This window comes from Mesorhizobium sp. P2_E7, from assembly GCF_056403855.1.
On sequence record NZ_JBFUER010000001.1, the window covers coordinates 3,306,323 to 3,329,905 of the forward strand.

28 protein-coding genes are annotated in these 23,583 nt (G+C 63.8%); 15 read left to right on the forward strand and 13 right to left on the reverse strand.

Annotated features, from left to right (window positions below; all coding sequences use genetic code 11):
• From AC1DYC_RS16265 to AC1DYC_RS16280, 4 genes are all read left to right on the forward strand, one after another.
• Window positions 1–1,452 (forward strand): amidase, encoded by a 1,452-nt coding sequence (locus tag AC1DYC_RS16265; protein WP_477407837.1) that lies wholly within the window; start codon window positions 1–3, stop codon window positions 1,450–1,452.
• Window positions 1,453–1,567: 115 nt separating this feature from the next.
• A complete protein-coding gene (locus AC1DYC_RS16270) occupies window positions 1,568–2,182 on the forward strand; it encodes a LysE family translocator (protein WP_477407839.1) in 615 nt (204 codons plus the stop codon).
• Between the two features lie 136 nt (window positions 2,183–2,318).
• Window positions 2,319–2,591 carry a hypothetical protein gene (locus AC1DYC_RS16275; RefSeq protein WP_477407841.1) on the forward strand — a complete coding sequence of 91 codons (273 nt, stop codon included), beginning with the start codon at window positions 2,319–2,321 and terminating at the stop codon, window positions 2,589–2,591.
• Window positions 2,592–2,604: 13 nt separating this feature from the next.
• Window positions 2,605–2,976, forward strand: a complete 372-nt coding sequence (locus AC1DYC_RS16280; RefSeq protein ID WP_477407843.1) for a hypothetical protein — start codon at window positions 2,605–2,607, stop codon at window positions 2,974–2,976.
• A 63-nt stretch (window positions 2,977–3,039) separates the two neighbouring features.
• On the opposite strand, the gene AC1DYC_RS16285 is transcribed toward AC1DYC_RS16280, so the two are convergent.
• Window positions 3,040–3,981: a nucleoside hydrolase gene (locus tag AC1DYC_RS16285; protein ID WP_477407845.1), complete on the reverse strand. Its 942-nt coding sequence runs from the start codon at window positions 3,979–3,981 to the stop codon at window positions 3,040–3,042.
• A 143-nt stretch (window positions 3,982–4,124) separates the two neighbouring features.
• Between AC1DYC_RS16285 and AC1DYC_RS16290 the strand changes: the two genes are divergently transcribed.
• A complete protein-coding gene (locus AC1DYC_RS16290; protein ID WP_477407847.1) occupies window positions 4,125–4,550 on the forward strand; it encodes an Hsp20 family protein in 426 nt (141 codons plus the stop codon).
• 64 nt (window positions 4,551–4,614) lie between these two features.
• Window positions 4,615–4,872, forward strand: coding sequence for a BQ00720 family protein (locus AC1DYC_RS16295; RefSeq protein WP_023683072.1), 258 nt, complete (start codon window positions 4,615–4,617; stop codon window positions 4,870–4,872).
• A 71-nt stretch (window positions 4,873–4,943) separates the two neighbouring features.
• Here the strand turns inward: AC1DYC_RS16295 and ptsN are convergent, their stop codons facing one another.
• From ptsN to lptC, 6 genes are all read right to left on the reverse strand, one after another.
• Window positions 4,944–5,408 carry a PTS IIA-like nitrogen regulatory protein PtsN gene (gene ptsN / locus AC1DYC_RS16300; protein WP_006200387.1) on the reverse strand — a complete coding sequence of 155 codons (465 nt, stop codon included), beginning with the start codon at window positions 5,406–5,408 and terminating at the stop codon, window positions 4,944–4,946.
• A gap of 59 nt (window positions 5,409–5,467) precedes the next feature.
• Window positions 5,468–6,052 (reverse strand): ribosome hibernation-promoting factor, HPF/YfiA family, encoded by a 585-nt coding sequence (hpf, locus tag AC1DYC_RS16305; RefSeq protein WP_477287710.1) that lies wholly within the window; start codon window positions 6,050–6,052, stop codon window positions 5,468–5,470.
• A 396-nt stretch (window positions 6,053–6,448) separates the two neighbouring features.
• Window positions 6,449–7,975: an RNA polymerase factor sigma-54 gene (rpoN, locus tag AC1DYC_RS16310; protein WP_477407849.1), complete on the reverse strand. Its 1,527-nt coding sequence runs from the start codon at window positions 7,973–7,975 to the stop codon at window positions 6,449–6,451.
• Window positions 7,976–8,180: 205 nt separating this feature from the next.
• The gene (lptB, locus tag AC1DYC_RS16315) at window positions 8,181–8,999 is read right to left on the reverse strand and encodes an LPS export ABC transporter ATP-binding protein (protein ID WP_477305378.1); all 819 of its coding nucleotides are present in this window, start codon (window positions 8,997–8,999) and stop codon (window positions 8,181–8,183) included.
• Window positions 8,999–9,577: an LptA/OstA family protein gene (locus tag AC1DYC_RS16320; protein WP_477407851.1), complete on the reverse strand. Its 579-nt coding sequence runs from the start codon at window positions 9,575–9,577 to the stop codon at window positions 8,999–9,001. The genes lptB and AC1DYC_RS16320 overlap by 1 nt, the downstream gene beginning before the upstream one ends.
• A complete protein-coding gene (gene lptC, locus AC1DYC_RS16325; RefSeq protein WP_477407853.1) occupies window positions 9,564–10,277 on the reverse strand; it encodes an LPS export ABC transporter periplasmic protein LptC in 714 nt (237 codons plus the stop codon). The genes AC1DYC_RS16320 and lptC overlap by 14 nt, the downstream gene beginning before the upstream one ends.
• Before the next feature lie 296 nt (window positions 10,278–10,573).
• On the opposite strand from lptC, the gene sppA reads away from it, so the two are divergent.
• The 4 genes from sppA to lhpI all read left to right on the forward strand — a co-directional run bounded on the left by sppA (window position 10,574) and on the right by lhpI (window position 13,290).
• Entirely contained in the window at window positions 10,574–11,530 is a 957-nt protein-coding gene (gene sppA, locus AC1DYC_RS16330; protein ID WP_477407855.1) for a signal peptide peptidase SppA, read from the forward strand.
• 80 nt (window positions 11,531–11,610) lie between these two features.
• Window positions 11,611–11,895, forward strand: coding sequence for an integration host factor subunit beta (locus tag AC1DYC_RS16335; RefSeq protein ID WP_006200394.1), 285 nt, complete (start codon window positions 11,611–11,613; stop codon window positions 11,893–11,895).
• Between the two features lie 53 nt (window positions 11,896–11,948).
• Window positions 11,949–12,293, forward strand: a complete 345-nt coding sequence (locus tag AC1DYC_RS16340; RefSeq protein ID WP_477287698.1) for a LapA family protein — start codon at window positions 11,949–11,951, stop codon at window positions 12,291–12,293.
• Between the two features lie 31 nt (window positions 12,294–12,324).
• Window positions 12,325–13,290, forward strand: coding sequence for a bifunctional Delta(1)-pyrroline-2-carboxylate/Delta(1)-piperideine-2-carboxylate reductase (gene lhpI / locus AC1DYC_RS16345; protein ID WP_477407857.1), 966 nt, complete (start codon window positions 12,325–12,327; stop codon window positions 13,288–13,290).
• On the opposite strand, the gene AC1DYC_RS16350 is transcribed toward lhpI, so the two are convergent.
• The 6 genes from AC1DYC_RS16350 to AC1DYC_RS16375 all read right to left on the reverse strand — a co-directional run bounded on the left by AC1DYC_RS16350 (window position 13,280) and on the right by AC1DYC_RS16375 (window position 17,353).
• A complete protein-coding gene (locus AC1DYC_RS16350; RefSeq protein WP_477407859.1) occupies window positions 13,280–13,702 on the reverse strand; it encodes a VOC family protein in 423 nt (140 codons plus the stop codon). The two genes, lhpI and AC1DYC_RS16350, sit on opposite strands and share 11 nt — an antisense overlap.
• Before the next feature lie 115 nt (window positions 13,703–13,817).
• Window positions 13,818–14,252, reverse strand: a complete 435-nt coding sequence (locus tag AC1DYC_RS16355) for an EVE domain-containing protein (protein ID WP_477407861.1) — start codon at window positions 14,250–14,252, stop codon at window positions 13,818–13,820.
• Complete coding sequence (locus AC1DYC_RS16360; RefSeq protein ID WP_477407863.1) at window positions 14,249–14,629, reverse strand: VOC family protein; 381 nt, start codon at window positions 14,627–14,629, stop codon at window positions 14,249–14,251. The genes AC1DYC_RS16355 and AC1DYC_RS16360 overlap by 4 nt, the downstream gene beginning before the upstream one ends.
• A gap of 91 nt (window positions 14,630–14,720) precedes the next feature.
• Window positions 14,721–15,419, reverse strand: a complete 699-nt coding sequence (locus AC1DYC_RS16365; RefSeq protein WP_477305190.1) for a helix-turn-helix transcriptional regulator — start codon at window positions 15,417–15,419, stop codon at window positions 14,721–14,723.
• Window positions 15,420–15,525: 106 nt separating this feature from the next.
• Window positions 15,526–16,143, reverse strand: a complete 618-nt coding sequence (prfH, locus tag AC1DYC_RS16370) for a peptide chain release factor H (RefSeq protein ID WP_477407865.1) — start codon at window positions 16,141–16,143, stop codon at window positions 15,526–15,528.
• A complete protein-coding gene (locus tag AC1DYC_RS16375) occupies window positions 16,130–17,353 on the reverse strand; it encodes an RNA ligase RtcB family protein (RefSeq protein WP_477407867.1) in 1,224 nt (407 codons plus the stop codon). Before AC1DYC_RS16375 ends, prfH begins: the two co-directional genes overlap by 14 nt.
• Window positions 17,354–17,636: 283 nt before the next feature.
• Here AC1DYC_RS16375 and AC1DYC_RS16380 point away from each other — a divergent pair, with 283 nt between their 5' ends.
• The 5 genes from AC1DYC_RS16380 (at window position 17,637) to AC1DYC_RS16400 (ending at window position 23,579) form a co-directional block, all read left to right on the forward strand.
• Complete coding sequence (locus AC1DYC_RS16380) at window positions 17,637–18,713, forward strand: RsmD family RNA methyltransferase (protein ID WP_477407869.1); 1,077 nt, start codon at window positions 17,637–17,639, stop codon at window positions 18,711–18,713.
• A 17-nt stretch (window positions 18,714–18,730) separates the two neighbouring features.
• A complete protein-coding gene (locus AC1DYC_RS16385; protein WP_477407871.1) occupies window positions 18,731–19,588 on the forward strand; it encodes a TrmH family RNA methyltransferase in 858 nt (285 codons plus the stop codon).
• Window positions 19,585–20,073 carry a signal peptidase II gene (gene lspA / locus AC1DYC_RS16390; protein ID WP_477407873.1) on the forward strand — a complete coding sequence of 163 codons (489 nt, stop codon included), beginning with the start codon at window positions 19,585–19,587 and terminating at the stop codon, window positions 20,071–20,073. The genes AC1DYC_RS16385 and lspA overlap by 4 nt, the downstream gene beginning before the upstream one ends.
• An 81-nt stretch (window positions 20,074–20,154) precedes the next feature.
• Window positions 20,155–21,144, forward strand: a complete 990-nt coding sequence (gene acuI, locus AC1DYC_RS16395; protein WP_477407875.1) for an acrylyl-CoA reductase (NADPH) — start codon at window positions 20,155–20,157, stop codon at window positions 21,142–21,144.
• A 143-nt stretch (window positions 21,145–21,287) separates the two neighbouring features.
• Complete coding sequence (locus AC1DYC_RS16400; protein ID WP_477407877.1) at window positions 21,288–23,579, forward strand: response regulator; 2,292 nt, start codon at window positions 21,288–21,290, stop codon at window positions 23,577–23,579.
• Window positions 23,580–23,583 lie beyond the last annotated feature (4 nt).

Here is a 23,583-nt window from a genome sequence, read left to right on the forward strand (position 1 = left end):
ATGCGCCCCACGACAAAACACGCCGTGCCACCGGCCGGCGACATCTGCCGCCTGTCCGCCGTCGACCTTGCCGAAGCGATCCGGCTTAGCCGCCTGTCCGTGCGCGAGGTGGTGACCGCCTTCCTCGACCGCATCGACGCGGTGAACCCGCTGGTCAACGCAATCGTGTCGTTGCGCGAGCGCGCCGACATTTTGCGCGAGGCCGACGAGGCTGACGCGCATCTGGCGCAAGGAAAGCCGGCCGGCACCCTGTTCGGCCTGCCGATGGCGATAAAGGACCTCGCCATGACGCGCGGCTTGAGGACCAGTTCCGGCTCGCCGATCTTCGCCGATTTCGTGCCGCAGGAAGACGATTACTTCGTCGAGCGCATCCGCAAGGCCGGCGCCATCATCATCGGCAAGACCAACGTTCCCGAATTCGGGCTGGGGTCCAACACCTATAACAACGTGTTCGGCCCGACGTTGAACGCCTTCGATCCGGCGCTCACCGCCGGCGGCTCGAGCGGCGGCGCTGCGGTCGCCCTTGCCCTCGACATGGTTCCTGTCGCCGACGGCAGCGATTTCGGCGGCTCGCTGCGCAATCCGGCCGCATGGAACAATGTTTATGGCTTCCGCCCGTCGCAAGGCCTTGTCCCCGGCGGGCCGGACGTCGAGGTCTTCCATGCCCAGATGGGTGTCGACGGGCCGATGGGCCGCAGCGTGCGTGACATGGCGCTGCTGCTCGACGTGCAGGCGGGCTATCACCCTCAAGCGCCCTTGTCCTGGGAAAAGCCAGGCTCCTTCCTCGAAGGCCTGGCCACGCCGGCAAGCGGCGGCCGCATCGGCTGGCTTGGCGATCTCGGCGGCCATCTGCCGATTGAAGCAGGCATCCTCGATCTGTGCGAGGCCGCGCTCGGCCGCTTCGCCGAGGCCTCCTTCGTGAGCGAGCCCTTGCTGCCGGATGTCGATTTCGAGGCGCTGTGGCAAGCCTTTGTGTCGCTGCGCCAGTCGACCAGCGGCTCAGCGCTCAAAATCCACTATGACGACCCGCACAAGCGCGCCCTGCTGAAGCCGGAAGCCGTCTGGGAGGTCGAGAACGCCATGCGGCTGACGGCGCCGCAGATCCGCGCGGCATCGGTTATCCGCACGTCCTGGCACCGCACGCTGCTGTCGCTGTTCGATCGCTTCGATCTCATCGCGCTGCCGACGGCGCAGGTCTTTCCTTTCGACGTCGGAACGCACTGGCCGCATGAGGTCGCCGGACGCGCGATGGATAGCTACCACCGCTGGATGCAGGTTTCCGCCTTCGCCACGCTCGGCGGCTGTCCGGCGCTCAACGTGCCGGTCGGCTTCGATGCCAGAGGCCGGCCAATGGGCATGCAGCTGATAGGCCGGCCGCGCGGCGATCTTGCGGTGCTGCGTGCGGGCGCAGCTTACGAAGCGACGCTGCCGTGGCAGCCCGGAGCGTCCTGAAGTCAATTTGCGATCGCAGGTGACCTGTCCTGCCGGCTTGCACCGGCGTCGCTGTCGTGCATGATCAGGCCCTGACGCGCCCGTGCGAGGCGCATCCTGCCTGAGGAAATCCCCAATGTCGCTGGAACTCTACGCCGCCTATGTCCTTGCCTGCATCGTCATCATCCTGGTGCCCGGCCCGACCGTCACGCTGATCATCGCCAACAGCATCCGCCACGGCGCACGCGCCGGGCTTGCCAATGTCGCCGGCACGCAGGCCGGCCTTGCCGTGATGATCGCCATCGTCGGCATCGGCCTCAACACGCTGATCGCGGGCATGGGCCACTGGTTCGAATGGGTGCGCCTGATCGGCGCCGCCTATCTGATCTGGATGGGCGTGCAGATGTTCCGCTCCAAAGGCACGCTGAATGCCGACGGCACGGCGAGGAAGCCGCGCGGCGGCTTTTTCCTGCAAGGCCTGCTGGTGGCGCTGAGCAACCCGAAGACGCTGGTGTTCTTCGGCGCCTTCTTCCCGCAGTTCATCGCCCCGCAGGGCAACTACACGCTGCAGATCGTGGTCATGGGCTTCACCGCCATGATCTTCGCCGCCGTCTCGGATTCAACCTACGCGCTCGCCGCCAGCCGCGCCGGGCGCCTGCTCTCGGCCAGCCGCATCAAGCTGATGTCCAGAATCAGCGGCAGTTTTTTGGTCGGCGGCGGCCTGTGGCTGGCGTTCTCAAAGGCGAAGTAACAACCTCGGACGGGCGTTCTCAATGGAAAATGAGGGCTGATTGACAGTCAGCCTTCACGCCACCACATGAATCCGCATTGGGGGGTTCATGTCGATGTCTTGGACTTACGCTGACATAAAAAGGGACGCGCCCGGCGTGGTCCTGATCGTCGCCATGTTCGCGGCGATGGTTCCTTCGGCTGTCTACAGATGGACGAATGATGCGAGCCCTATCCGGTCGGTCGAGCCAATCGACGCAATAGTCAAAAGCGCCCATTCGGACGATGGCCGCACCCTCTATCTGGTTTCTCTCGAAAACGGATCGTCCATTCTTGTCGATGACGATCGACCGCATTTGATCGGCGCGCCGGCAATCATGGAGCGTGTCACACGCGAAAATAGCGTCGTCTTTTATCGATTTGCAGAGTGAACGGCGACGCGTCATGGCCAATGCCCGGCATTCACTTGCCTGGATAACCCTGCAGGAGAACCTCAGGGGCATCCTCATCACAATCCTTGTCTTGGGCGTCTGCGCCCTTGCAATTGGCATCCCGATTGCAAGGCAAAGCAGCCCCATCGTCAGTGTGGAACGCCTGACTGGTGCTGTGGTCAACGTTCTCAACACCACTCCGCACCCCGAAAGCTCGGCGGGCAGAGGGTTCACCTATTTGTATGGTATCCGCCTCGACGAAAATGACCGCCTGGTCTTCGTCTATGGCGACGCGGCGTCGCCGCGAGCCATCGGTGCAAAGATCTCGGTCGAGCGACAGCATCGCCGCAACGACACCGAAACATACCGCCTGCTGCGTGAATAGGCGCACAGGTATCGCCCGGAAGCGCTACGCCTCCAGGCGATGAAGTGCATCAAGGCATGGGTTTTACAGCCGCGCCAACCGCTCCACCAGCAGCGCGAAAAACGCGTCATGGTCGATGTCGCGCATCACCATGGCGTTCTTCGGCCGCTTGGTCACGCCCCACCAGTCGATGACGGTCATGCCCATGGTGAGTTCGGAGGCCGTTTCCACCGTCACGTTGCAGTTGCGGCCGGTGAACAGCTCCGGCTTCAGCAGATAGGCGATGACGCACGGATCGTGCAGAGGCCCGCCATCGGTGCCGTATTTCTCCTCGTCGAAGCGCTCGAAGAATTCCAGCATCTCGGCCGTCGCGGTGCCGACCTTGGTGCCGAGCTGGCGGATGGCCTGCGTGCGCTTGGCCGTGGTCAACGCCTTGTGGGTGACGTCGAGCGGCATCATGACGATCGGGATGCCGGATTTGAACACCAGGTCGGCGGCCTGCGGGTCGACATAGATGTTGAACTCGGCGGTCGGGGTGACATTGCCGCCCTCGAAGAAACCGCCGCCCATCAGCACGATTTCCTTGATGCGCGGCGCGATCTTCGGTTCGCGGATCAGCGCCAGCGCGACATTGGTGAGCGGGCCGAGCGCGCACAGCGTGATGGTGCCGGCCTCTTCCTTCATCAGCGTTTCGACGATGAAATCGACCGCATACTGGTGCTGCAGCTTCATCTTCGGGTCGGGCAGTTGCGGGCCGTTGAGACCAGTCTTGCCATGCACTTCCTCGGCGGTGACCAGTTCGCGCGCCAGCGGACGGATGGCGCCGGCATAGACCTTGATATCGGGCCGGCCGGCCAGTTCGCAGATTTTTCTGGCGTTCTTCTCGGTCAATTTCAGCGGCACGTTGCCGGCAACAGCGGAGATGCCGACGATCTCCAGCTCGGCGCTGCCGAGCGCCAGCAATATGGCGACGGCATCGTCCTGGCCGGGATCCGTGTCGATGATGATCTTGCGGGTTTGGGGCATTTCATTTCCTTATGCGGGGGAGTCTTTTTGGCGGGGGTTTAGACGGCTTGAACTTCGCCGCGGCGCGGACCATATCAAGACCATCGGGAAAAATGCCATCCGGGTTTTTCCAGTTTATGTCGCTCCAAAGAGGACAGTGTAACATGAGCCGAATGACGCCCTTCTCCAGCCCGCTTCTCCTGGGTTTCGATGCCATGGAAAAGACCCTGGAACGATTGGCGAAATCCGGTGACAGCTATCCTCCCTACAACATCGAGCGCCTCAGCGGTGCCGACGGCAAGGCCGAAAGGCTGCGCATTACGCTCGCTGTGGCGGGATTCGCCGAATGCGATCTCGATGTCACCACGGAGGAAAACCAGCTGGTCGTGCGCGGCCGTCAGACCGACGATACCGAGCGCGAATTCCTCCACCGCGGCATCGCCGCGCGCCAGTTCCAGCGCTGTTTCGTGCTGGCCGACGGCATGCGGGTGATCGCAGCGGAACTGAAGAACGGCCTTTTGTCGATTGATCTCGATCGGCCGGAGTCCGAACGGCTGGTACGAAAAATAAACATATCGGTGAAAGACTGACCTTTACCGATGGCTCTCATGCGGGATGGCCTTGAGCGGCGTCCTCGCGCCAAGGAGGCTTGAAATGACCAGAACTGACGAAACCATCACCATGACCAGCGGCGAATTCGCCCATCTCGGCGAAGGCTCGGTCGCTTACCTCCGCAAGGTCTCGAGCGACGAATTGCTGGGACGTTTCCCCAATCTCGGCGAAATCGCGCCCGGAATGGTGCTGTGGGCCCTGTTTGCCGCCAACGGCCAGCCGATCCTGCTTTCGGATGCGAAAGACCGGGCTTTGGCCGGCGCGATGGAAAACGACCTGACCACCGTCGCCATTCACTAAGGCGATTGTCAGGATCGGAAATGCAAAGGGCCGCCTTTGGCGGCCCCTGGAAGGCTTAATCCAACAGAACTTCAGGCGGCGTGCGAGGCCTGCGTGTCCGACAGCAGGGCGTGGATGGCGACCGCGTCGCGCGTGCCCCTGATCTTGGCCACCGTATCGGCGTCGCGCAGAACCCTCGCGATGCGCGACAGCGCCTTGAGGTGATCGGCGCCGGCGCCTTCCGGGGCGAGCAGCAAAAACACCAGGTCGACCGGCTGGTCGTCCAGCGCCTCGAAATCGACCGGCGTCTCTAGCCGGGCAAAGACGCCGGCGATGCGCTTGACCCCGGCGAGCTTGCCATGCGGAATGGCGATGCCGTTGCCGACACCGGTGGAGCCCAGCCGTTCACGCTGCAGGATGGTGTCGAACACTTCGCGCTCCGGAATGCCCGAAATCGCCGCCGCTCTCTCGGACAGCAATTGCAGAAGCTGCTTTTTGGAGTTCGCCTTCAACGCCGGCATGATCGCCGGAACGTTGATAAGATCGCTCAGATCCATGCTTGAAAATCCCTTATTCGCCTGCCGTCGCCAGTCCTCGCCCCTCGCGCGGCTGGCAATTATCCTTGTGCGACTTTGGTCGTGGACGGGTCGATCCAGCCGATATTTCCGTCCGGCCGCCGATAGACGATGTTGAGGTGGTCGTTTCCGGCGTTGCGGAAGACGAAGACCGGGCTCTCCTTGGTGTCGAGCTCGATGACTGCCGACGCCACCGACATGGTCTGCAGCGTCATGGTTGATTCGGCGACGATGGCCGGGGCGAAATCCTCCGGGAACTCTTCGTCGTCGTCGGCTAGCGGCGCCATCACCGTATAGGCGATGTCGGTGATTTCGCCGTTGCCATTGCCTGAATTGTGCGATTTCAGCCGACGCTTGTAGCGCCGAAGCCGGGTTTCGAGGCGATCCGCCGCCGCCTCGAAGGCAAGCGTGGGATCCTGGGCGTCGCCGGTCGCCTGCAGCGAAGCGCCGGAATCCAGCCTGATCATGCAATCGGCCGAATAGCGCGACCCTGATTTGATGACCGTGACATGCCCTGAAAAACCGCGATCGAAATATTTGCCGATCGCTTCGCCGACACGATCGGTGATGCGCGTACGAAACGCATCGCCGATATCCATGTGCTTTCCCGATATGCGCAGCTTCATCTGAAAACTGACCTTCCTTGCTCAGGCTTCAAACTGGCCAGAGTTTATACTCGTGGTCCGTGCGCACAAGCTTTGCGGCGTCAACTCGCGCCGATTTTAGATCCGAACTTTCCGGTTGATCACAATCCGCCTTCTTGGCCGTCCCGTGGCCTTCATCGTGACGGACCATCCGCATGCGGGCCGCAAGCCCGTCTCATGCGGGCGGGCTTCTAGACACTTCATTGCAGCTTGTCAATGAAGCTCTAAACTTGTGGAAATCCAGCCGTAGCAAATGCCCCTGCCGGGCAAGCAGAACCAGAGCAATTCCAGGAAAAGTGTGGGCGGTTTTTCCGTCCGGAATTGCGCAAAAACAAAGAGATAGAGTGGTTCGTCGTTTCCACGAAACGGCGAACCGCTCTAGCGCCCGGCACTGGCCAGAGCGCGTTTCTCACGCCGCCTCTGCACCGAGGAGGGAATGTTCATGCCCTCGCGGTATTTGGCCACCGTGCGCCTGGCAATATCGACGCCGCTTTCCTTCAACATGTCGACGATGGCGTCATCGGACAGCACGTCGGCGGGCTTTTCCTCGTCGATCAGCTGCTTGATGCGGTCGCGCACCGCTTCCGAGGAATGCGCATCGCCACCGCCCGACGCCGCGATCGAGGCGGTGAAGAAATAGCGCAGCTCGAACACGCCACGCGGCGTCAGCATGTATTTGTTGGCCGTCACCCGGCTGACGGTCGATTCGTGCATGCCGATGGCGTCGGCCACCGTGCGCAGGTTGAGCGGCCGCAGGTGGCGTACGCCATGGACCAGAAAAGCGTCCTGCTGGCGCACGATTTCCGACGCCACTTTCAGGATCGTCTTTGCCCGCTGGTCGAGGCTGCGCGTCAGCCAATTGGCGTTCTGCAGGCATTCGGCCAAAAAATCCTTCTCCGCCTGGTTCTTGGCCTGCGGCGAGACCTGGGCGAAATAGATGTGGTCGACCAGCACGCGCGGCAGCGTCTCTGCATTGAGCTCGACCGTCCAGCTGCCATCATTGGCGGCGCGGACTTCGACATCGGCAACGATGGCGTCGCTGGTGCCGCCCGAAAACGCCGTGCCCGGGCGCGGGTCGAGCGCGCGGATTTCGGCCAGCATGTCGAGGAGATCCTCCTCGTCGACCCCGCACAGCCGCTTCAGCGTCTGGAAATCGCGCCGCGCCAGAAGTTCGAGGTTGCCGATCAGCGTCTTCATCGCCGGATCGAGGCGATCGCGCACGGCAAGCTGCAGCGACAGGCACTCGGCAAGGTCGCGCGCAAACAGGCCGACCGGCTCGAATGTCTGGCAGACCGCCAGCACCTTGGCCACCATGGCCTGATCGCCGCCGAGCCGTTTTGCAATGTCAGCCAGGTCGGCGCGCAGATAGCCTGCCTCGTCCAGGCCATCGGCCAGTTCGCCGGCGATCAGCCTTGCGGCCGGATCGGCAAAGGCAAGCGCGATCTGCTCGCCGACATGCTGGCGCAGCGTGATGGCGGCGGCAGCCATGTCTCCGACGTCGAAGCCTTCGGACGAGCCGGACGAACCATTGCCGGTGGCCGACTTCCACTGCGCCGTCAAGTCGGGACCGAGCCGCTCGCTGGTGCCGGGATCGTCGGGAAACAGGTTTTCCAGCGAGCTGTCGAGCTTGTCCGAGATCGCCTCGGCGCTCCAGGCCGTCTCGCTCTCGAACCAGTCGCCATCGGCGGCTGGCTCAGGCGCTGCATCGCTCTTCTGCACCTGGTCGCTTGCGGCGTCATCCTGGGGCTCGGCGCGCTCCAGCAACGGATTGCGCTCGATCTCGTCGTCGATGAAGTGGTCGAGCTCGATGTGGGTAAGTTGCAGCAGCCTGATCGACTGCATCAGTTGCGGCGTCATCACCAGCGACTGGGATTGTCGTAGCTGTAATTTCGCCGCCAGCGCCATGGTTCGGTTTCAAACGCCCTTCTGCACCCGCAAGCCTACACATCAGAAGCTGCCGGAAAATGAATTTTTCCGACCCTCCATAGAAACTGGCCCGGCTTTTGCTTGTCAAGGCGAATGCTGGCAAAAGGCTCCTGCCGGAGCATTATCTCACGCAAAATCGGAGAAAAAGGGCGGCAAAAATCACGTCAGGAAACAAATTTCACGCTCAGAGCGTGAAACCCTCGCCAAGGTAAAGCCGCCGCACATCGGGGTTTGCCACCACCTCGTCGGCGCGGCCATGCGTCAGCACCTGGCCGGCATGGATGATGTAGGCGCGGTCGATGAGGCCGAGCGTTTCACGCACATTGTGGTCGGTGATGAGCACGCCGATGCCGCGCGCCGTCAGATGGCGCACAAGCTGCTGGATGTCGGCGACGGCAATCGGGTCGATGCCGGCGAAGGGCTCGTCGAGCAGCATGTAGGCGGGCCGAGTCGCCAGGGCGCGGGCAATTTCCAGGCGCCGCCGCTCGCCGCCGGACAGCGACATGGACGGTGCCTTGCGCAGATGGCTGATGTGGAATTCCTCGAGCAGTTCGTCGAGATTACGCTCGCGCACCTTGCGGTCCTTCTCGACCACTTCGAGCACGGCGCGGATGTTCTGCTCGACATTGAGGCCGCGGAAGATCGACGCTTCCTGCGGCAAATAGCCAATGCCGAGGCGGGCGCGGCGGTACATCGGCATCGAGGTGACGTCGAAACCGTCGATCTCGATCGTGCCTTCGTCGACCGGCACCAGGCCGGTGACCATGTAGAAACAGGTGGTCTTGCCGGCGCCGTTCGGGCCGAGCAGCCCGACAGCCTCGCCGGCGCGCACGCCGATGGTGACACCGCTGACCACCTTGCGACCCTTGTAGCTCTTGGTCAGACCCTTGGCGATCAGGGTGCCCTTGAACTTCGCGGAATCGACGGTGACTTTGTCGGGTGTAGCAACTTTGCTGGCTGCCCGTCCCGGAAGACGGGTCAGCAGCGACGATACGCCGGCCATCAGTTCTTCGGCGCCTCGGATTTCGGCGGCGGCGTCATCGACATGATGACGCGCGGACACCCTTTGACCTCGGCCAGGCCGCTTTTCATCTGCACGGTGAGCTTGCAGCCCTTGAGCACGTTCGGTCCCTGGGACAGCACGACTTCCGCGCCGTCCAGAACAAGCACCTGCGTCTTCATGTCGAAACTGCCCTTGTCGCCGGTGGCGACCTGGTCGTCTGACTTGATGTAGACCTTGTTGGTAACCACCAGATGGTCGATGTTGGCCGAACCGGTCATCGCCGATGCGCCGGCGGCCGCGCCCTTGGCGGCATTGGGGTCCTTGACATAGTAGACCTCCATTTTGCCGGCCTTGAGCAGCGTCGGTCCCTGTGTGACGGTGACGTTGCCGCTGAACAGCGCCATGCTGTCGGCCTGGCGGACCTCGAGCTTGTCGCTTTCGATCTGGATCGGCTGGTCGCCGGACAGCTTGAGCCCGGACTGGCTGGTGGCGCTGGACTGGGCCCAGGACGGCGCCATGCCCAGCAACAGCAAGGCCGAAGCTGCGGCGACAAGCCGTGCCGAATTACTGGGACGCATTCGATTCTCCGCTCTTTGCCTCTGCCGCCTTCATAGTGGCCGGATCGATGTGAACGCTTACCTTGTTTTCGAAAACGACAACCTTGCCATTTTCCTCGACCGCCATGGAACCCGCCGTGATCCGCGAGCCGTTGCGGCTGACATCGACCGGATCACCTGTCTTCATAGAGCCTTTGCCCATGTCGAGGAAGACCGATTTGAACGTGGCAGCGACGCCGTCGGTGGTAGTGACGGTCACGTCGCTGGTCATGTCCATCGTGTTGGCACTGCGGTTATAGATGCCGCGCTTGGCATCGACGACCGCCACATTGTCGGCCGTCAGCGGCAGTTTGGCATGGATGCCTTCAAGTTCGATGATGTCCTGCTTGCCGACGTCCTGGATGGCGCGCTCGGCCGTCAGCGAATAGGGCAGCTTCTGCTTGGTGAAACCGTTAAGCTTGGGATTGGCCATCACCAGCTTGCCGTCGGCAAAAGCGGTGCCGTCTGCCTGTATCGAAATGTTGATCGGCGCCGCGAGATAGGAATAGACAGGAAACGCAACCGCGATCCCGGCTGCAAGCACCGGCACTGCGAATTTCAGCACCCGCACGCGGCGCGAATGGCGCTGGGCGCGGTCGAAGGCGTCACCGCGCGTGCCCGCTGGCGCCGTGGGCGCCAAGGCCGCATCGGCGTTGGTCGGTTCGTCCGATCGAGCTAGCATGACTGTCTTCTAATAAGCCCTTGTCCGTCAAAACACCTGCTATAGGTGGGTTGCCGGCCCCCGCAAGCAAGCACAAGCGGAGGAAAACCGCAAAAATGTGACGGCCGTTGTTTTTGCAAACGGAAATCAGGCGACACAATTTCGGCACTTCATAGCAGAAACGAACGCGTCGCGTCATTTTTTCCTGAAATGCCTATGCAGCCACGGGTCGCTTCGTCGCAGGCCCGTGAGGAAGAGGTAGCCGGGCGCGGACGCTTGCTTTAAAAGCATCGCTTCTCACCGACTATGAGGCAGACATGGCACTGAGAGCCGACGACCTGATCGACCGCCGCCGCTTGCGGCGCAAGCTGACCTTCTGGCGCGGCGCCGCCATTGCCATCGTGGCCCTCGGGGTGATTGCGCTCGCAGGCTGGTTCTATGGCGAAGACCTCGGCGGCTCTTCCGTCGACCACATCGCGAAGGTCAGGATCGAAGGCACCATCACCGAGGATGAGGAGCTGATCAAGCGGCTGGAAACCATCCGCACCTCCTCGCAGGTCAAGGGCGTCATCCTGGCTATCGATTCGCCCGGCGGCACCACGGTCGGCGGCGAATCGATCTACGAAGAGGTGCGCAAGCTCGCCGCCGACAAGCCGGTGGTGGCCGAGGTCGGCACGCTGGCCGCATCGGCCGGCTACATGATCGCCAGTGCCAGCGACCACATCGTCGCCCGCAAGACCTCGATCGTCGGCTCGATCGGCGTGCTGATCCAGTATCCCGATGTCAGCGGCCTGATGGACAAGGTCGGCATCAAGCTCGAAGAGGTGAAATCGTCACCGCTGAAGGCCGCGCCCTCGCCCTTCAAGCCGACCAATGACGATGAGCGCGCCATGGTCCGCAAGCTCATCCTCGACAGCTATGACTGGTTCGTCGGCATCGTCGCCGAGCGCCGCAAGATGACCCGCGAGCAGGCCCTCGCCCTGGCCGACGGTTCGATCTTCACCGGCCGCCAGGGCCTCGCCAACGGTTTGATCGACGCTGTCGGCGGCGAAAGCGTGGCGATCGACTGGCTGGCGACCAAGGGCGTCGACGCCAAGCTCAAGGTGGTGGAATGGAAGGACACCGAACGGCGTGGCGGCTTCCTGTTCTCGAAAGCGGTAGCGCGTAGCGTCGGCAGCGCGCTCGGCCTGTCGGACACCGGCAGCGACGTTCTTCACGAAATTGGCGCTGATCGCTTGTTTCTTGACGGTCTCGTTTCCGTCTGGCACCCTTGATCTGCCGTCTGGGGCGAGAAAAAAAGCAAATAAAATCATCCTGATAATTTGACCGCAGCGCTTTCACGGGGACCTTTCTGATGATCAAATCCGAGCTTGTGCAGATCATTGCCACGCGCAACCCGCATCTTTTCCTGCGCGACGTCGAAAACATCGTGGGGGCGATCTTCGACGAGATCACCGACGCCCTTGCGGAAGGCAACCGGGTCGAGTTGCGCGGCTTCGGCGCTTTTTCGGTGAAAAACCGCCCTGCCCGCACCGGCCGCAACCCGCGCACCGGCGAATCCGTCGAGGTCGAGGAGAAGTGGGTGCCGTTCTTCAAGACCGGCAAGGAATTGCGTGAAAGGCTGAACGGCGGCAAATAAGCGCGGACCAACGCGCCGGCCTTCTCAAGGCCTGCCCTCCCCAAGGAATCTCTATGTTCAACCGCTTCATACTCATCGTGGTCTTCGTGCCGCTGGCTGTCATCCTGATTGCGCTGGCCGTCGCCAACCGCGAACTGGTCGCCTTCACGCTCGACCCGTTCAATCCCGGCAACCCGAAGCTGACGCTGAACTTGCCGCTGTTCATCTACCTGTTCGTGGCGCTCGCCATCGGCATGGTCGTCGGCAGCCTGGCGACCTGGGTCAAGCAGGGCCGCTACCGCAAGCTGGCGCGCCAGCGAGGCGTCGAGGCCGAGAATTTGCGCCAGGCGGTCAGCCGCGTTCCGGCCGCGCCGCAAGGCTCTGCCCCGGGGACGGCGCTACCGAAGCCAACGGCCTGAAGCCGGCGCTTTTACCTTCGCGGAGTTTTGCATGCTGACCATTTCGGCCGACGCTGTCGACCAGGCGCTGACCTTTCCCGGGCTGGTCGAGACATTGCGCGCGGCCTTCCGCGACGGCGCCGTGCAGCCGGTCCGCCATCACCATGCGGTCGAGCGGCCCGACGGTGCGGCTTCCACGCTGCTTTTGATGCCGGCCTGGACCGACTTCCATGCCGCCGGCACATCTGCGGGCGGCCATATCGGCGTCAAGATCGTCACCGTATCGCCCGACAACAACGCCATCGGCAAACCGGCGGTGATGGGGCTCTACCTCCTGCTCAATGGCGCCACCGGCGAGCCCGAGGCGCTGATCGACGGCCCGCGGCTGACGCAGTGGCGCACCGCGTGCGCCTCGGCGCTAGCTGCCTCCTATCTCGCCCGCGAGGACGCCTCGCGGCTCCTGGTGGTCGGCGCCGGCGCGCTGTCGCCATTCCTGGCCAAGGCGCATGCGGCGGTGCGGCCGCTCAAGACCATCCGCATCTGGAACCGCACGCCGGCCAATGCCGAAAAGGTCGCGGCCGATTTGCGCGAGGAAGGTTTCAACGCTGAAGCCGCTGGCGATCTCGACGCCGAGCTTGGTCAGGCCGACATCGTCTCATCGGCGACGATCTCGACGACACCGCTCGTCAAGGGTGCGCTCTTGAAACCGGGCGCGCATGTCGATCTGGTCGGCGGCTTCACGCCGACCATGCGCGAAAGCGATGACGATGCGATCACACGCGCCCGCATCTATGTCGACACCCGCGCCGGCGCCACCAAGGAAGCCGGCGACATCGTCCAGCCGCTCGCCTCCGGCGTGCTGAAGCCGGGAGCCATCGTCGCCGATCTGCACGAACTGGCGCGCGGCGAAAAACAGGGCCGGCAGAGCCCCGGCGAGATCACGCTGTTCAAGTCGGTCGGCGCCGCCCTCGAGGATCTCGCCGCAGGAATCGCCGTCTACAACGCGCTCAAGCGGTAGCGTCCGCCGGAGCCCTGCGATCGAACTTTCTGATCGCTTCGGCGCTGACCGGCGTGAAGAAGTTCACCAGATTGCCATCGGGATCGCGCAGCAGCAACGATCGGTTGCCCCATGGCATCGTCGTCGGCGTCTGCACGAAATCGCCGATGATTTCCCTCAGCCTGCCGTACTCGGCGTCGACGTCGGCAACGCGAAACTCGATGATCGCCGAACGATTGGCGGCCGGCTGCGCCACATCGGTCCCGAACAGCGCTAAAGTGCGCGTGCTGCCGATCGCCAGCGTGCAGGAGGCAGTTGCCAGTTCGGCGAAATCTGGCGTGAACCAGCTTGCGCTAAGGCCGGTGATCGCCTCGTAGAAGGCCACCAGAGGTTTGATCTCATCGGTGATGATGCGGATCGATACGAAGTCCATACTATTCTCCTTGGAACAAATTGCAGCGGTTCAAACAATGGTACTGTTGTCGCCAAAGGCTGCTGACGGCTTGGCGTCGGCAGCCTTGTCACCATTGCCAATCAAGCCGAAGACCTCACGCCGCCTCGGCGATGTTGGCGCCCATCGCCTGCGCGATCAGCCGGAAATCATGCTGGCTGATCTCGCACAGGCCGAAGCGCAGCTGATAGCCCCAGTTCGATTTGCCCCTGGTGAAGTCGAGTTGTTCGAGCAACGGCTTGATCGGCGCTTCCGCGCTGTTCGACCATGCGACGTCGCGCCGGAACGGCGTGAAGCCGCCGCCCATATCGCCCTGATAAGGCTCGCCTTCGCGCACCGTGCCGATGGCGGTGAAAGCCTGCAGCCCGTCCTTTTCGCGCAAGACGGTGGTCGGCGAGTAGTAGACCACACCGTCGCCCGGCTTGATCCGGCGCAGCGGTGCCGCCTTGCCGTGGTTGACCTGCATGAAGCCGGCCTCGCGGCCGCGGCGCACATGCTGCGCCGAGGCCACCGCGATCCAATGAGCCCTCATTCCTGTTCTCCGTCGTTCATCCAATAGACGCGCAGCCGGTGATTGTCGGGGTCTAGCGCAACGAAGGTGCGGCCGAAATCCATGTCGGTCGGCGTTTGCAGGATGGCCAGGCCGCGCCCTGCCCAGTCGTTGTGGGCGGCGTCCACCGCATCAGGCCGGTCCAGTGCAAAGACCAACTCCGCACCGCCGCCCGCGGCCGCGGCCGACGGCTCCACGGTGTGGCGCGACCACAGGCCGAGCTTGAAGCCATTGTCGAGCACGAACAGCACGAAGGTCGGCGACGTCTCCACCGGCTGGCGTCCCAAGAGCGCGCTGTAGAAGGCGCCGCTCCGCTCCGGGCTGTCGACATAGAGGATGACGAAATTGGGGGTTTTCATGTCTGCTCTCCAAGGTTTCGATTGGAGGAGCATAGGCGGCCCTACTGTCAGATTCTGGCAGCAGCGATCGACAAGCAGGCGGAAAGAAGCATCAGGCGCCGGGCTGACGCTTCGACGCATCCAATGTCGCCCGCCATTCCTTCAGCAGCACCTGCCGCCGGCGTGGATAGCGGATATCGGTGGTGTTGAGATCGGACATGCGGTCGGCGCGAAAATGGCGGAAATCCTGCCGCGTCTCGCACCAGGCCGCCACCACTCGCACCTTGTCGAAGAAACCGAGCGCAAACGGCCAGACCATGCGTTCGGACGCGGCGCCGCCAGCATCACGATAGAGAAAGCCGAGTTTTCTCTCGTTGCGGATCGCCTGCCGCACCACGCCGAGATCGACGCTTTCGACCAATTCGTTGCGTGGCCCGACCAGAAGCGCGGTGGCATCGAGATCCTCGCGCAGATCGTCCGGCAGCACGGCGGCGATCTTGGCCAGCGCATCGGTGGCTGCCTCCGACAGCCGCTTGTCCGGTTGTCTGGCAACCCAACGCGATCCGAGCACAATGGCTTCGATCTCTTCGTCGGTGAACATCAGCGGCGGCAGCATGAAGCCGGGTTTGAGCACATAGCCCAGCCCCGCCTCGCCCTCGATCGGCGCGCCCTGCCCCTGTAGCGTGGCGATGTCGCGGTAGAGCGTGCGGATCGAAACGCCCATCTCGCCGGCAAGCGTGTGGCCGCTGACCGGCCGGCGATGCCGGCGCAGGATCTGGATCAGGTCGAGCAGGCGTTCGGAACGGGACATGATTCTCGCAGCTTGGGACCAGACCCACGATAGAGCCGCATGGGCGCGGCAGGAAGCCAGGACGGTTTCCCATCCGGCGACATGCCGCGTCCACTTCTCTCGGAGGTCAGAGCTTGAACACCTTGACCTCATTGCCGCGCTCCAACGCCTTGTTGGCGATGAAGATGTCCGCCTTCGACTGTTCTGCCTCGCGATCGGCGAGCAGACGCAGCATGGCTTCCAGCCGCCGCAGCGCGATGGCCTTGTTGCGGTGTTGCGAACGCTCGTTGCGCGCCGTCACCACGATGCCTGTCGGCAGATGGACGGCGCGCACCGCACTGTCTGTGGTGTTTTGATGCTGCCCGCCGGGACCGCCGGCGCGCAGTGTTTCGAAGCGCACATCGGAGAGTGCGATCGAAGCATCGGCAGGCGCTGCCGCCGCCAGATCCACCGTCTTCACGCCGACAAACCAGTTCTGGCGTTTGTGGCCCGGGCGCACCGTACTTTTGAAGACGAATTTGACGGTCCCGCAATACTCCGCCGCCAGCGCCGGCGCGGATGCGCCTTCGACGGAAAGCAAAGCGGATTTGGCGCCGTGCCGGTCCGGCTGATGGCCGAAGGTGGTCTCGACGGTGCAGCCGCGCCGGGCGGCTTCGGCTTCGATGATTCCAACCAGCGCCATCAGCGCGACGCGGCATTCCACCGGCCCGTTGCCAGAGGTGACGAGAAGATCAATCGCGGGCATGGCGATCCCTCCTTTCCCGGCGGTCGCGGTTTGGTTTGCCACGCGTGCGATCGGGCGGACCTTCGATGGCCTTCTTGTAGGTTACCAGCGGCCTCATCGCCGCCAGTGCCGTCACCAGCCCGGCCTCGCTGAGGTCTCGCACCACCTGGCCGGCATCCTTGTAGGCAGTTGCCGCTTCCTCGATGACCAGATTGCGGTCTTCGCAGATCAACTGCCCGCCCCATTCGTTTCGCAACAGGGCGTCGCGCTCCGACCGGTTGCGGCCGACACGGCCATGCATGGTGGCGCGGTCATATTTGCGGCCGGCGCCATGCGAAATTCCGCCCAGCGACGCACCGGTGCCGTCGAGCGCCTGCACGACATAGCTGAGGGTTGCCCGCGATCCGGCGATCGGCGCGATGTCGCCGGCAGCAACCGCCGCCGAGCCCTTGTGATGCACCAGTCCGTCACCCCGGTCGCGCACGAGATTGTGCGGGATGTCAGTGACCAGCCGGACATCGCTTTTCAGCGCAGCCGCCGCACGTTCGGCGATCAAGGCGCGGTTGAGTGAGGCCCAGGCGACACAGATATCGTGCTGGCGGCGCCAGTAGATTCCGTCCGCGCTGTCGAGATCGAGCCCCTCGGTCAGAGTGGACAGCCGATCGAGCATCTGCCCGAAGACAAAGGCGCCGAGGCCGCGCGAGCCCGAATGCACCAGAAGATAGAGCTTCTGGCGATCGAACAGGCTTTCCCCGGCAGCGTCGATCGTCCCGTCGACCGCTTGCAGCTCGCAGAAATGGTTGCCGCCGCCGATCGTGCCGAGCGCCTGCGGATAGAGATCCCCAGGCAGGTCGGAGCGCCCAAGCGCCTCGGCTGGATCGAAGACATCTTCGGCCTCGAGCTGGCGCAGACGCTCAGCCGCCTTGTCGATCCTGAGCTTGCGCAGCGGCAAGTCGAGTTCGAACAGCGACATGCCGCAGCCGATATCGTTACCGATCAGCTGCGGATGCAAACGCCTGGACAGCACGGCAATGCCGGTCGGGCCGTATTTGCCGGGATGCAGGTCTGGAAAGGCCGCAACCGAGCTGACGCCGGGCAGCGCCGCGACGTTGTTCAACTGCTGGAGTGCCGCGCCCTCGATCCATGTCTGCGGCGAATAACAATGGTGGATGCGCGCGGGCTGCGCCACGCACGACGAAGAGGAGCCGAGGCCCCCGATAAGATTGCCCATGATGGAACATCTCTGGATACAGGTCCGGATTCGGACGCCGTCAGGCATCCGTTCGACCGGCGTCCGTCAGCAAAAAATGCTGGCTTACGCCGGAACCCTCAAGGGGTGCGCTGTGAAGATGGTCGTCATCTTTCGCTCCCATTCCAGAAACAACAAGGCGGCCCTCTTAGAGGAAGCGAGCGAAAACACAAGTGCGTGGCTGCAACAGTACGAGCGTCATCGCTTGTTGCGCCGCCGCGGCCCTCATGCCAAAAGCGGCCACTCGGCCCGGAGACGCTCCTGCTTGAAGTCTTTTCGCGACAAACGCCGCGACAACCGTCCGCCCGCAAAGGGCAGGGCCGAACACGTGCGGCCGCAGCCGGCCGCTGCGCCAGTGCGACCGGAAGCCAGGCGCCACGACACGAAACCGGACGACCGGTCTGATCCGAAGCCGGCGCCTCGCATCCTTGCCCGCCGCGATGGCGCCCTGCCCGCCGAGCGCCTGCCGGTGATCCTCGAAGTGGCACCCAATCAGGACTATGCGCTGCTCGACAGCGGCGCCGGCGAAAAACTCGAACAATACGGGCCCTATCGGATCGTGCGGCCCGAGGGTCAGGCGATCTGGCAAAAGGCCTTGCCGGCCAGGGATTGGGACCGCGCCGACGCCATCTTCACCGGCGACACCGACGAGGAAGGCATCGGCCGCTGGCGTTTCCCCAAAACGCCGCTCGGCGAGACCTGGCCGATGAAGCATGACGGCATCGACTATCTCGGCCGCTTCACCTCGTTTCGCCATGTCGGCGTCTTTCCCGAGCAGGCCTCGCACTGGGACCATATGGCTGGCCTGATCGCGGCGGCGAAGCGCCCGGTCAAGGTGCTGAACCTGTTCGGCTATACCGGGCTCGCGTCGCTGGTGGCGGCCCGTGCCGGCGCTGAGGTCACCCACGTCGACGCTTCCAAGAAGGCGATCGGCTGGGCCCGCGAAAACCAGGAGATGGCCGGCCTGGGCAGCAAGCCAATCCGCTGGATCGTCGACGATGCGGTGAAATTCGCCGAGCGCGAGGAACGCCGCGGCAGCCGCTACGACATCATCCTGTTCGACCCGCCCGCTTATGGCCGCGGCCCCAAGGGCGAGGTCTGGCAATTGTTCGAGGATCTGCCCGGGCTGACCGACCTCTGCCGCTCGATCCTGACGCCGAAGCCGCTGGCAGTGGTGCTCACCGCCTATTCGATCCGCGCCTCCTTCTTCGCCATCCATGCGCTGATGCGCGACACCTTCGCCGGCATGGGCGGCACGGTTGAATCGGGCGAACTGATCATCCGCGAGCAATCCGCCGGCCGGGCGCTCTCGACGTCGCTGTTTTCGCGCTGGCTGGCCTAAATGCCCGGGAGACTTGAATGAACGAGCGGCATGCCGGCGCGCCGGGGCAGGTGAAGGAAGTCACCAGCCTCGCCAACCCGCTGATCAAGGACATCAAGGCGCTGGCGCAGAAGAAATTCCGCGACCAGCAGAACGCCTTCATGGCCGAAGGGCTGAAGCTGGTCATCGATGCGCTCGACCTCGGCTGGTCGATCAAAACGCTGGTCTTCGCCAAGGCCGGGCGCGGCAATGCGGCGGTCGAGAAGGTGGCGGCGCGCACGGTTGCCGCCGGCGGCACGGTGCTCGAAGTCTCCGAAAAAGTGCTGGTCGCCATCACCCGGCGCGACAATCCGCAAATGGTGGTCGGCGTCTTCCAGCAGAAACTTCTGCCGCTGAAGGACATCCGCGCCCGCGACGGCGACGTCTGGGTGGCGCTCGACCGGGTGCGCGACCCCGGCAACCTCGGCACCGTCATCCGCACCGTCGATGCCGTCGGCGCCAAGGGCGTCATCCTGGTCGGCGAGACCACCGATCCGTTTTCCGTCGAGACCGTGCGCGCCACCATGGGCTCGATCTTCGCCGTGCCGGTAACCAGGGCCACGCCGGAAGCCTTTCTGGCCTGGCGCAACAGTTTTTCAGGGCTTGTCGTGGGCACCCATCTCAAAGGCGCGGTCGACTACCGCTCGGTCGACTTCTCCAGAGGTCCGGTGTTGCTGATGATGGGCAATGAGCAGCAGGGCCTGCCCGACAATCTGGCCGAAAGCTGCGACCGGCTGCTCCGGATTCCACAGGCCGGCCGCGCCGATTCACTCAATTTGGCGGTCGCCACCGGAATCATGCTGTTCGAAATCCGGCGCGGCGCCCTGAAGCTTGCTCCCGAGGACGCCAAATCGTGAAATCATGGTCCCCCTACGTCCTGCTGGCCATCGTCGCCTTTGCGCTCGACCAGTGGATAAAACATCTGGTGGAGACCAGCCTCGCCTTTCAGGAGAAGATTGATCTGGTGCCTTTCCTGGCGCTGTTTCGCACCTTCAACACCGGCATCGCCTTTTCGATGTTTTCGTCCTTGAGCGATACTGGCCTGGTGGTCATTGCCACCCTCGTTGTCGCTGTCGTGCTTTATCTTGCGACACTCACGCCGCGCAGCCACGTATTTGCCCGCATCGGCTTTGCGCTGATCGTCGGCGGCGCGCTCGGTAATCTCGTCGATCGCGTTACCTATGGTCACGTCATCGATTTCATCCTGTTCCACACGCAGACGTGGTCCTTCGCTGTCTTCAACCTCGCCGACGCCTGCATTTCGGTCGGCGCCGTGCTGATCGTCTTCGACGAACTCATCGGCTGGCGGCGTGAGGCGAAGCCGCAAGGTCCGGACGCTTGACCAATTGACGTCGCCGGACGGTCGCCGCACAGTCCGGCCAGCCTTTGCCGGCCTTCACAGCTGCCTGATCGAGGAGAAAAAATGTCCGAGACGTTCAAAGCCATCCTCGTTTCGCGCGATGCCGACAAGAAGCAGTCGGTCGAGATCGTCGATCTCACTGAGACCGATCTGATGGAAGGCGATGTCACCGTCGCGGTCGAGGCAACGACGGTCAACTACAAGGACGGGTTGGCCATAACAGGCAAGGCGCCGGTGATCCGCCGCTGGCCCCTGGTGCCGGGCATCGATTTCGCCGGCACCGTTCTCTCGTCATCGCATGCCGACTGGCGCAAGGGTGACAAGGTGATCCTCAACGGCTGGGGCGTCGGCGAAACGCATTTCGGCGCCTATGCCGGGCGCGCCCGCGTCAGAGGCGACTGGCTGGTTCCGTTGCCCGACGGCATCAGCGCCCACGATGCAATGGCGGTTGGCACCGCCGGCTATACGGCGATGCTGTGCGTTATGGCGTTGGAGCGGCACGGAATTGTGCCTGATCGCGGCCCGGTGGTGGTGACGGGCGCCGCCGGCGGCGTCGGTTCGGTCGCGGTCTCGATCCTGTCCAGCCTCGGCTACCACGTCATCGCCTCGACCGGCCGCAATGCCGAGAGCCCGTATCTGATCGACCTCGGTGCCGCGGAAGTGATTTCGCGCGAGGAGTTGTCCCAGCCGGCCAAGCCGCTGGCCAAGGAGCGCTGGGCCGGCGGCATCGACGCCGTCGGCAGCCACACGCTGGCCAATGTGCTGTCGATGACCGCCTACGGCGGTGCGGTCGCCGCCTGTGGCCTGGCCGGCGGCATGGATCTGCCGTCGAGCGTCGCCCCGTTCATTCTGCGCGGTGTCTCGCTGCTCGGCATCGATTCGGTGATGGCGCCCAAGGCGGTGCGCCTCGAAGCCTGGCGCCGCATCGGCACCGATCTCGACCTGGAAAAGCTCGCCGGCCTGTCGACGACCATCGGCTTCGACGGCATCATCCCCGCCGCTCACGACATCGTCGAAGGCAAGATCAGGGGCCGGGCGGTCGTCGATATGTGAGGCTCCCGAAGCATGATCCCGAAAGTGGTATCCGGGTTTCGGAAAGGATCATGCGCTGCGGAAGACCCCAAAAATGCATGACCGCTAAAATTCGAACGATCCGCCGCGCTTTTCCATAATCTCTATCTGGCAAGGATTTCCGCATGATCGCGGAGTCCGCCAGGAAAGAGAACAACCGTGCCGAGAGCGTCGACGGGCCGAGCCCGACGGCGCCGAAGCGGCAGCATGTTGTGCCACCGCCGCTGGCGCCGGATTTTCCGCGCACCACGCACGAAGGCCTGCTGTTCCTGACCGTCGTCGCCAGTGTCGTGCTGGCGGGCCTGTCCCACCTCACCGGCGCGCCGATCTTCCTCACGCTCGGCCTGCTGGCGACCGGCCTTGGCGGCGTCGCCATGCACCTGCGCAATCGCCACACCGTCCATCGCGCGACGGCCTTGCTCGACGAAACAGCCGCCCGCAGCCGCGCCGAAATCGAGACGCTGGCCGACCGCATGTGGGAGATGCAGGAGAGCGAGGAGCGTTTTCGCGGGCTGATCGATGCGCTAGGCGATCTCGTCGTCCACCGCGACCGCGACGGCCACATCGTCTATGCCAACAAGGTTTTCGCCGGCCTCGTCGGAACAGATCAGCGCGATCTTGCCGGCAGGACGCTGGCCGACCTCGGCATCGATGTCGGCATCGTTCCCGATGCGGCCTTTTCGGATCACGAATGCCTGAGTTCCACCGACGTCTCCATCCGCACGCCGAACGGCCCGCGCTGGTTCTCGTGGATCGAACTGTCAGTGCGCGACAAGGACTCAGGCGCGGTTTCGCACCGGGCGATTGCCCGCGACATCACCGCCCGCAAGCGCGCCGAATCCTCGCTGATCACCGCGCGCGAGCGCGCTGAATATGCCAGCCAGGCCAAGTCGCGCTTCCTCGCCACCGTCAGCCATGAAATCCGCACGCCGATGAACGGCATCATGGGCATGGCCAAGCTGCTGGCCGACACCAAACTCTCGCCCGAGCAGCGCACCTATGTCGCCGCCGTCTCGACCTCGGCCAGCGCGCTTTTGGCGCTGATCGAGGACCTGCTCGATTATTCCAAGATAGAGGCCGGCCGCTTTGACCCGGAGCCGCAACCGACATCTGTGCGCGAGATTGCCGACAACATCATCGAACTGATGGCGGCGAAGGCCTTCGCCAAGAACATCGGCCTCGGCTGTCACGTTGAACCCGACGTGCCGCAGATGATCATGGCCGATCCGGGAAGAGTGAGGCAGGTGCTGCTCAACCTCATCGGCAATGCGATCAAATTCACCGACACCGGCGGCGTGCTGGTCTCGGTCGCGCGGGCCCGCACCGAAACCAGCGACCGCATCTGCTTCACCGTCGCCGACACCGGCCCTGGCCTGCGCGAAGAGGATATGGAGCGCATCTTCGAGGAATTTGAACAGTCCGACGGCACCTCGACCCGCGCCCATGGCGGCGCCGGCCTCGGCCTTGCCATATCGAGGCGCCTGGTGACGGCCATGGGCGGCGCCATTTCGGTGTCGAGCCGGCTTGGCGAGGGATCTGAATTCGTCTTCGAGCTCCCGGCCACAGGGGCAACCGAAGCGCCGCAGAACCGGCAAAATATCCTCGCCGGCCGGCGCGCCGTGATCGTGTCGAACAATGCTGTGGAGGCCGATGCCATCGCCCGCACCATCCTCGCCCATGGCGGTGCCGTCGATGTCGCCGCGACCAGTTCCCAGGCGGCGCCTTTCGCCGAACATTGCGACGTGCTGTTCATCGATGCCGCCATGGAAGACAGCGACGGCAGGCTGCTCAAGCGCCTGCGCCAGAGCGGCTTTACCAATTGCGAGGCGATCACGCTGATCGCTCCGACCGACCGCGGCATGCTTGGCGAATTCCGCGCCAGCGGCTACACCACCTTCCTGGCAAGGCCGGTGCGCGGCGAAACACTGCTGCGCGTGTTGTTGACCAGCCATGCTCCTGCTTTACCCCTTCCCAAGAAGCCGGAAAAAAGTGGCGCGGCCTCGCTTCGTGCCGTCGGCGCGCGCCAGCAAGGCCTGTCGGTGCTGATCGCCGAGGACAATGACATCAACGCCATGCTGGCCCGCGCCACGCTTCTGAAGGCAGGGCATCGGGTGAAGGTTGTCGGCAACGGCAAGGCCGCGGTCGAGGCAATCACCGAAGCCGGGCTGAAACACCGTTTCGATGTTGTGCTGATGGATTTGCACATGCCGGTGATGGACGGGCTGGACGCGATTGCCGCCATCCGCCGCCACGAGGAAGAAATGGCCATGCCGCCGGTTCCGATCATGGTTCTTTCGGCCGACAGCCAGGAAAAGACCCGCCACACCGTGCTCGCCCACGGTGCCAGCGGCTTCGTCACCAAGCCGCTCGACCCCGAGGCGCTGGTCCATGCTGTCGAGGGCCAGGTGGCCGCCTGAGGCC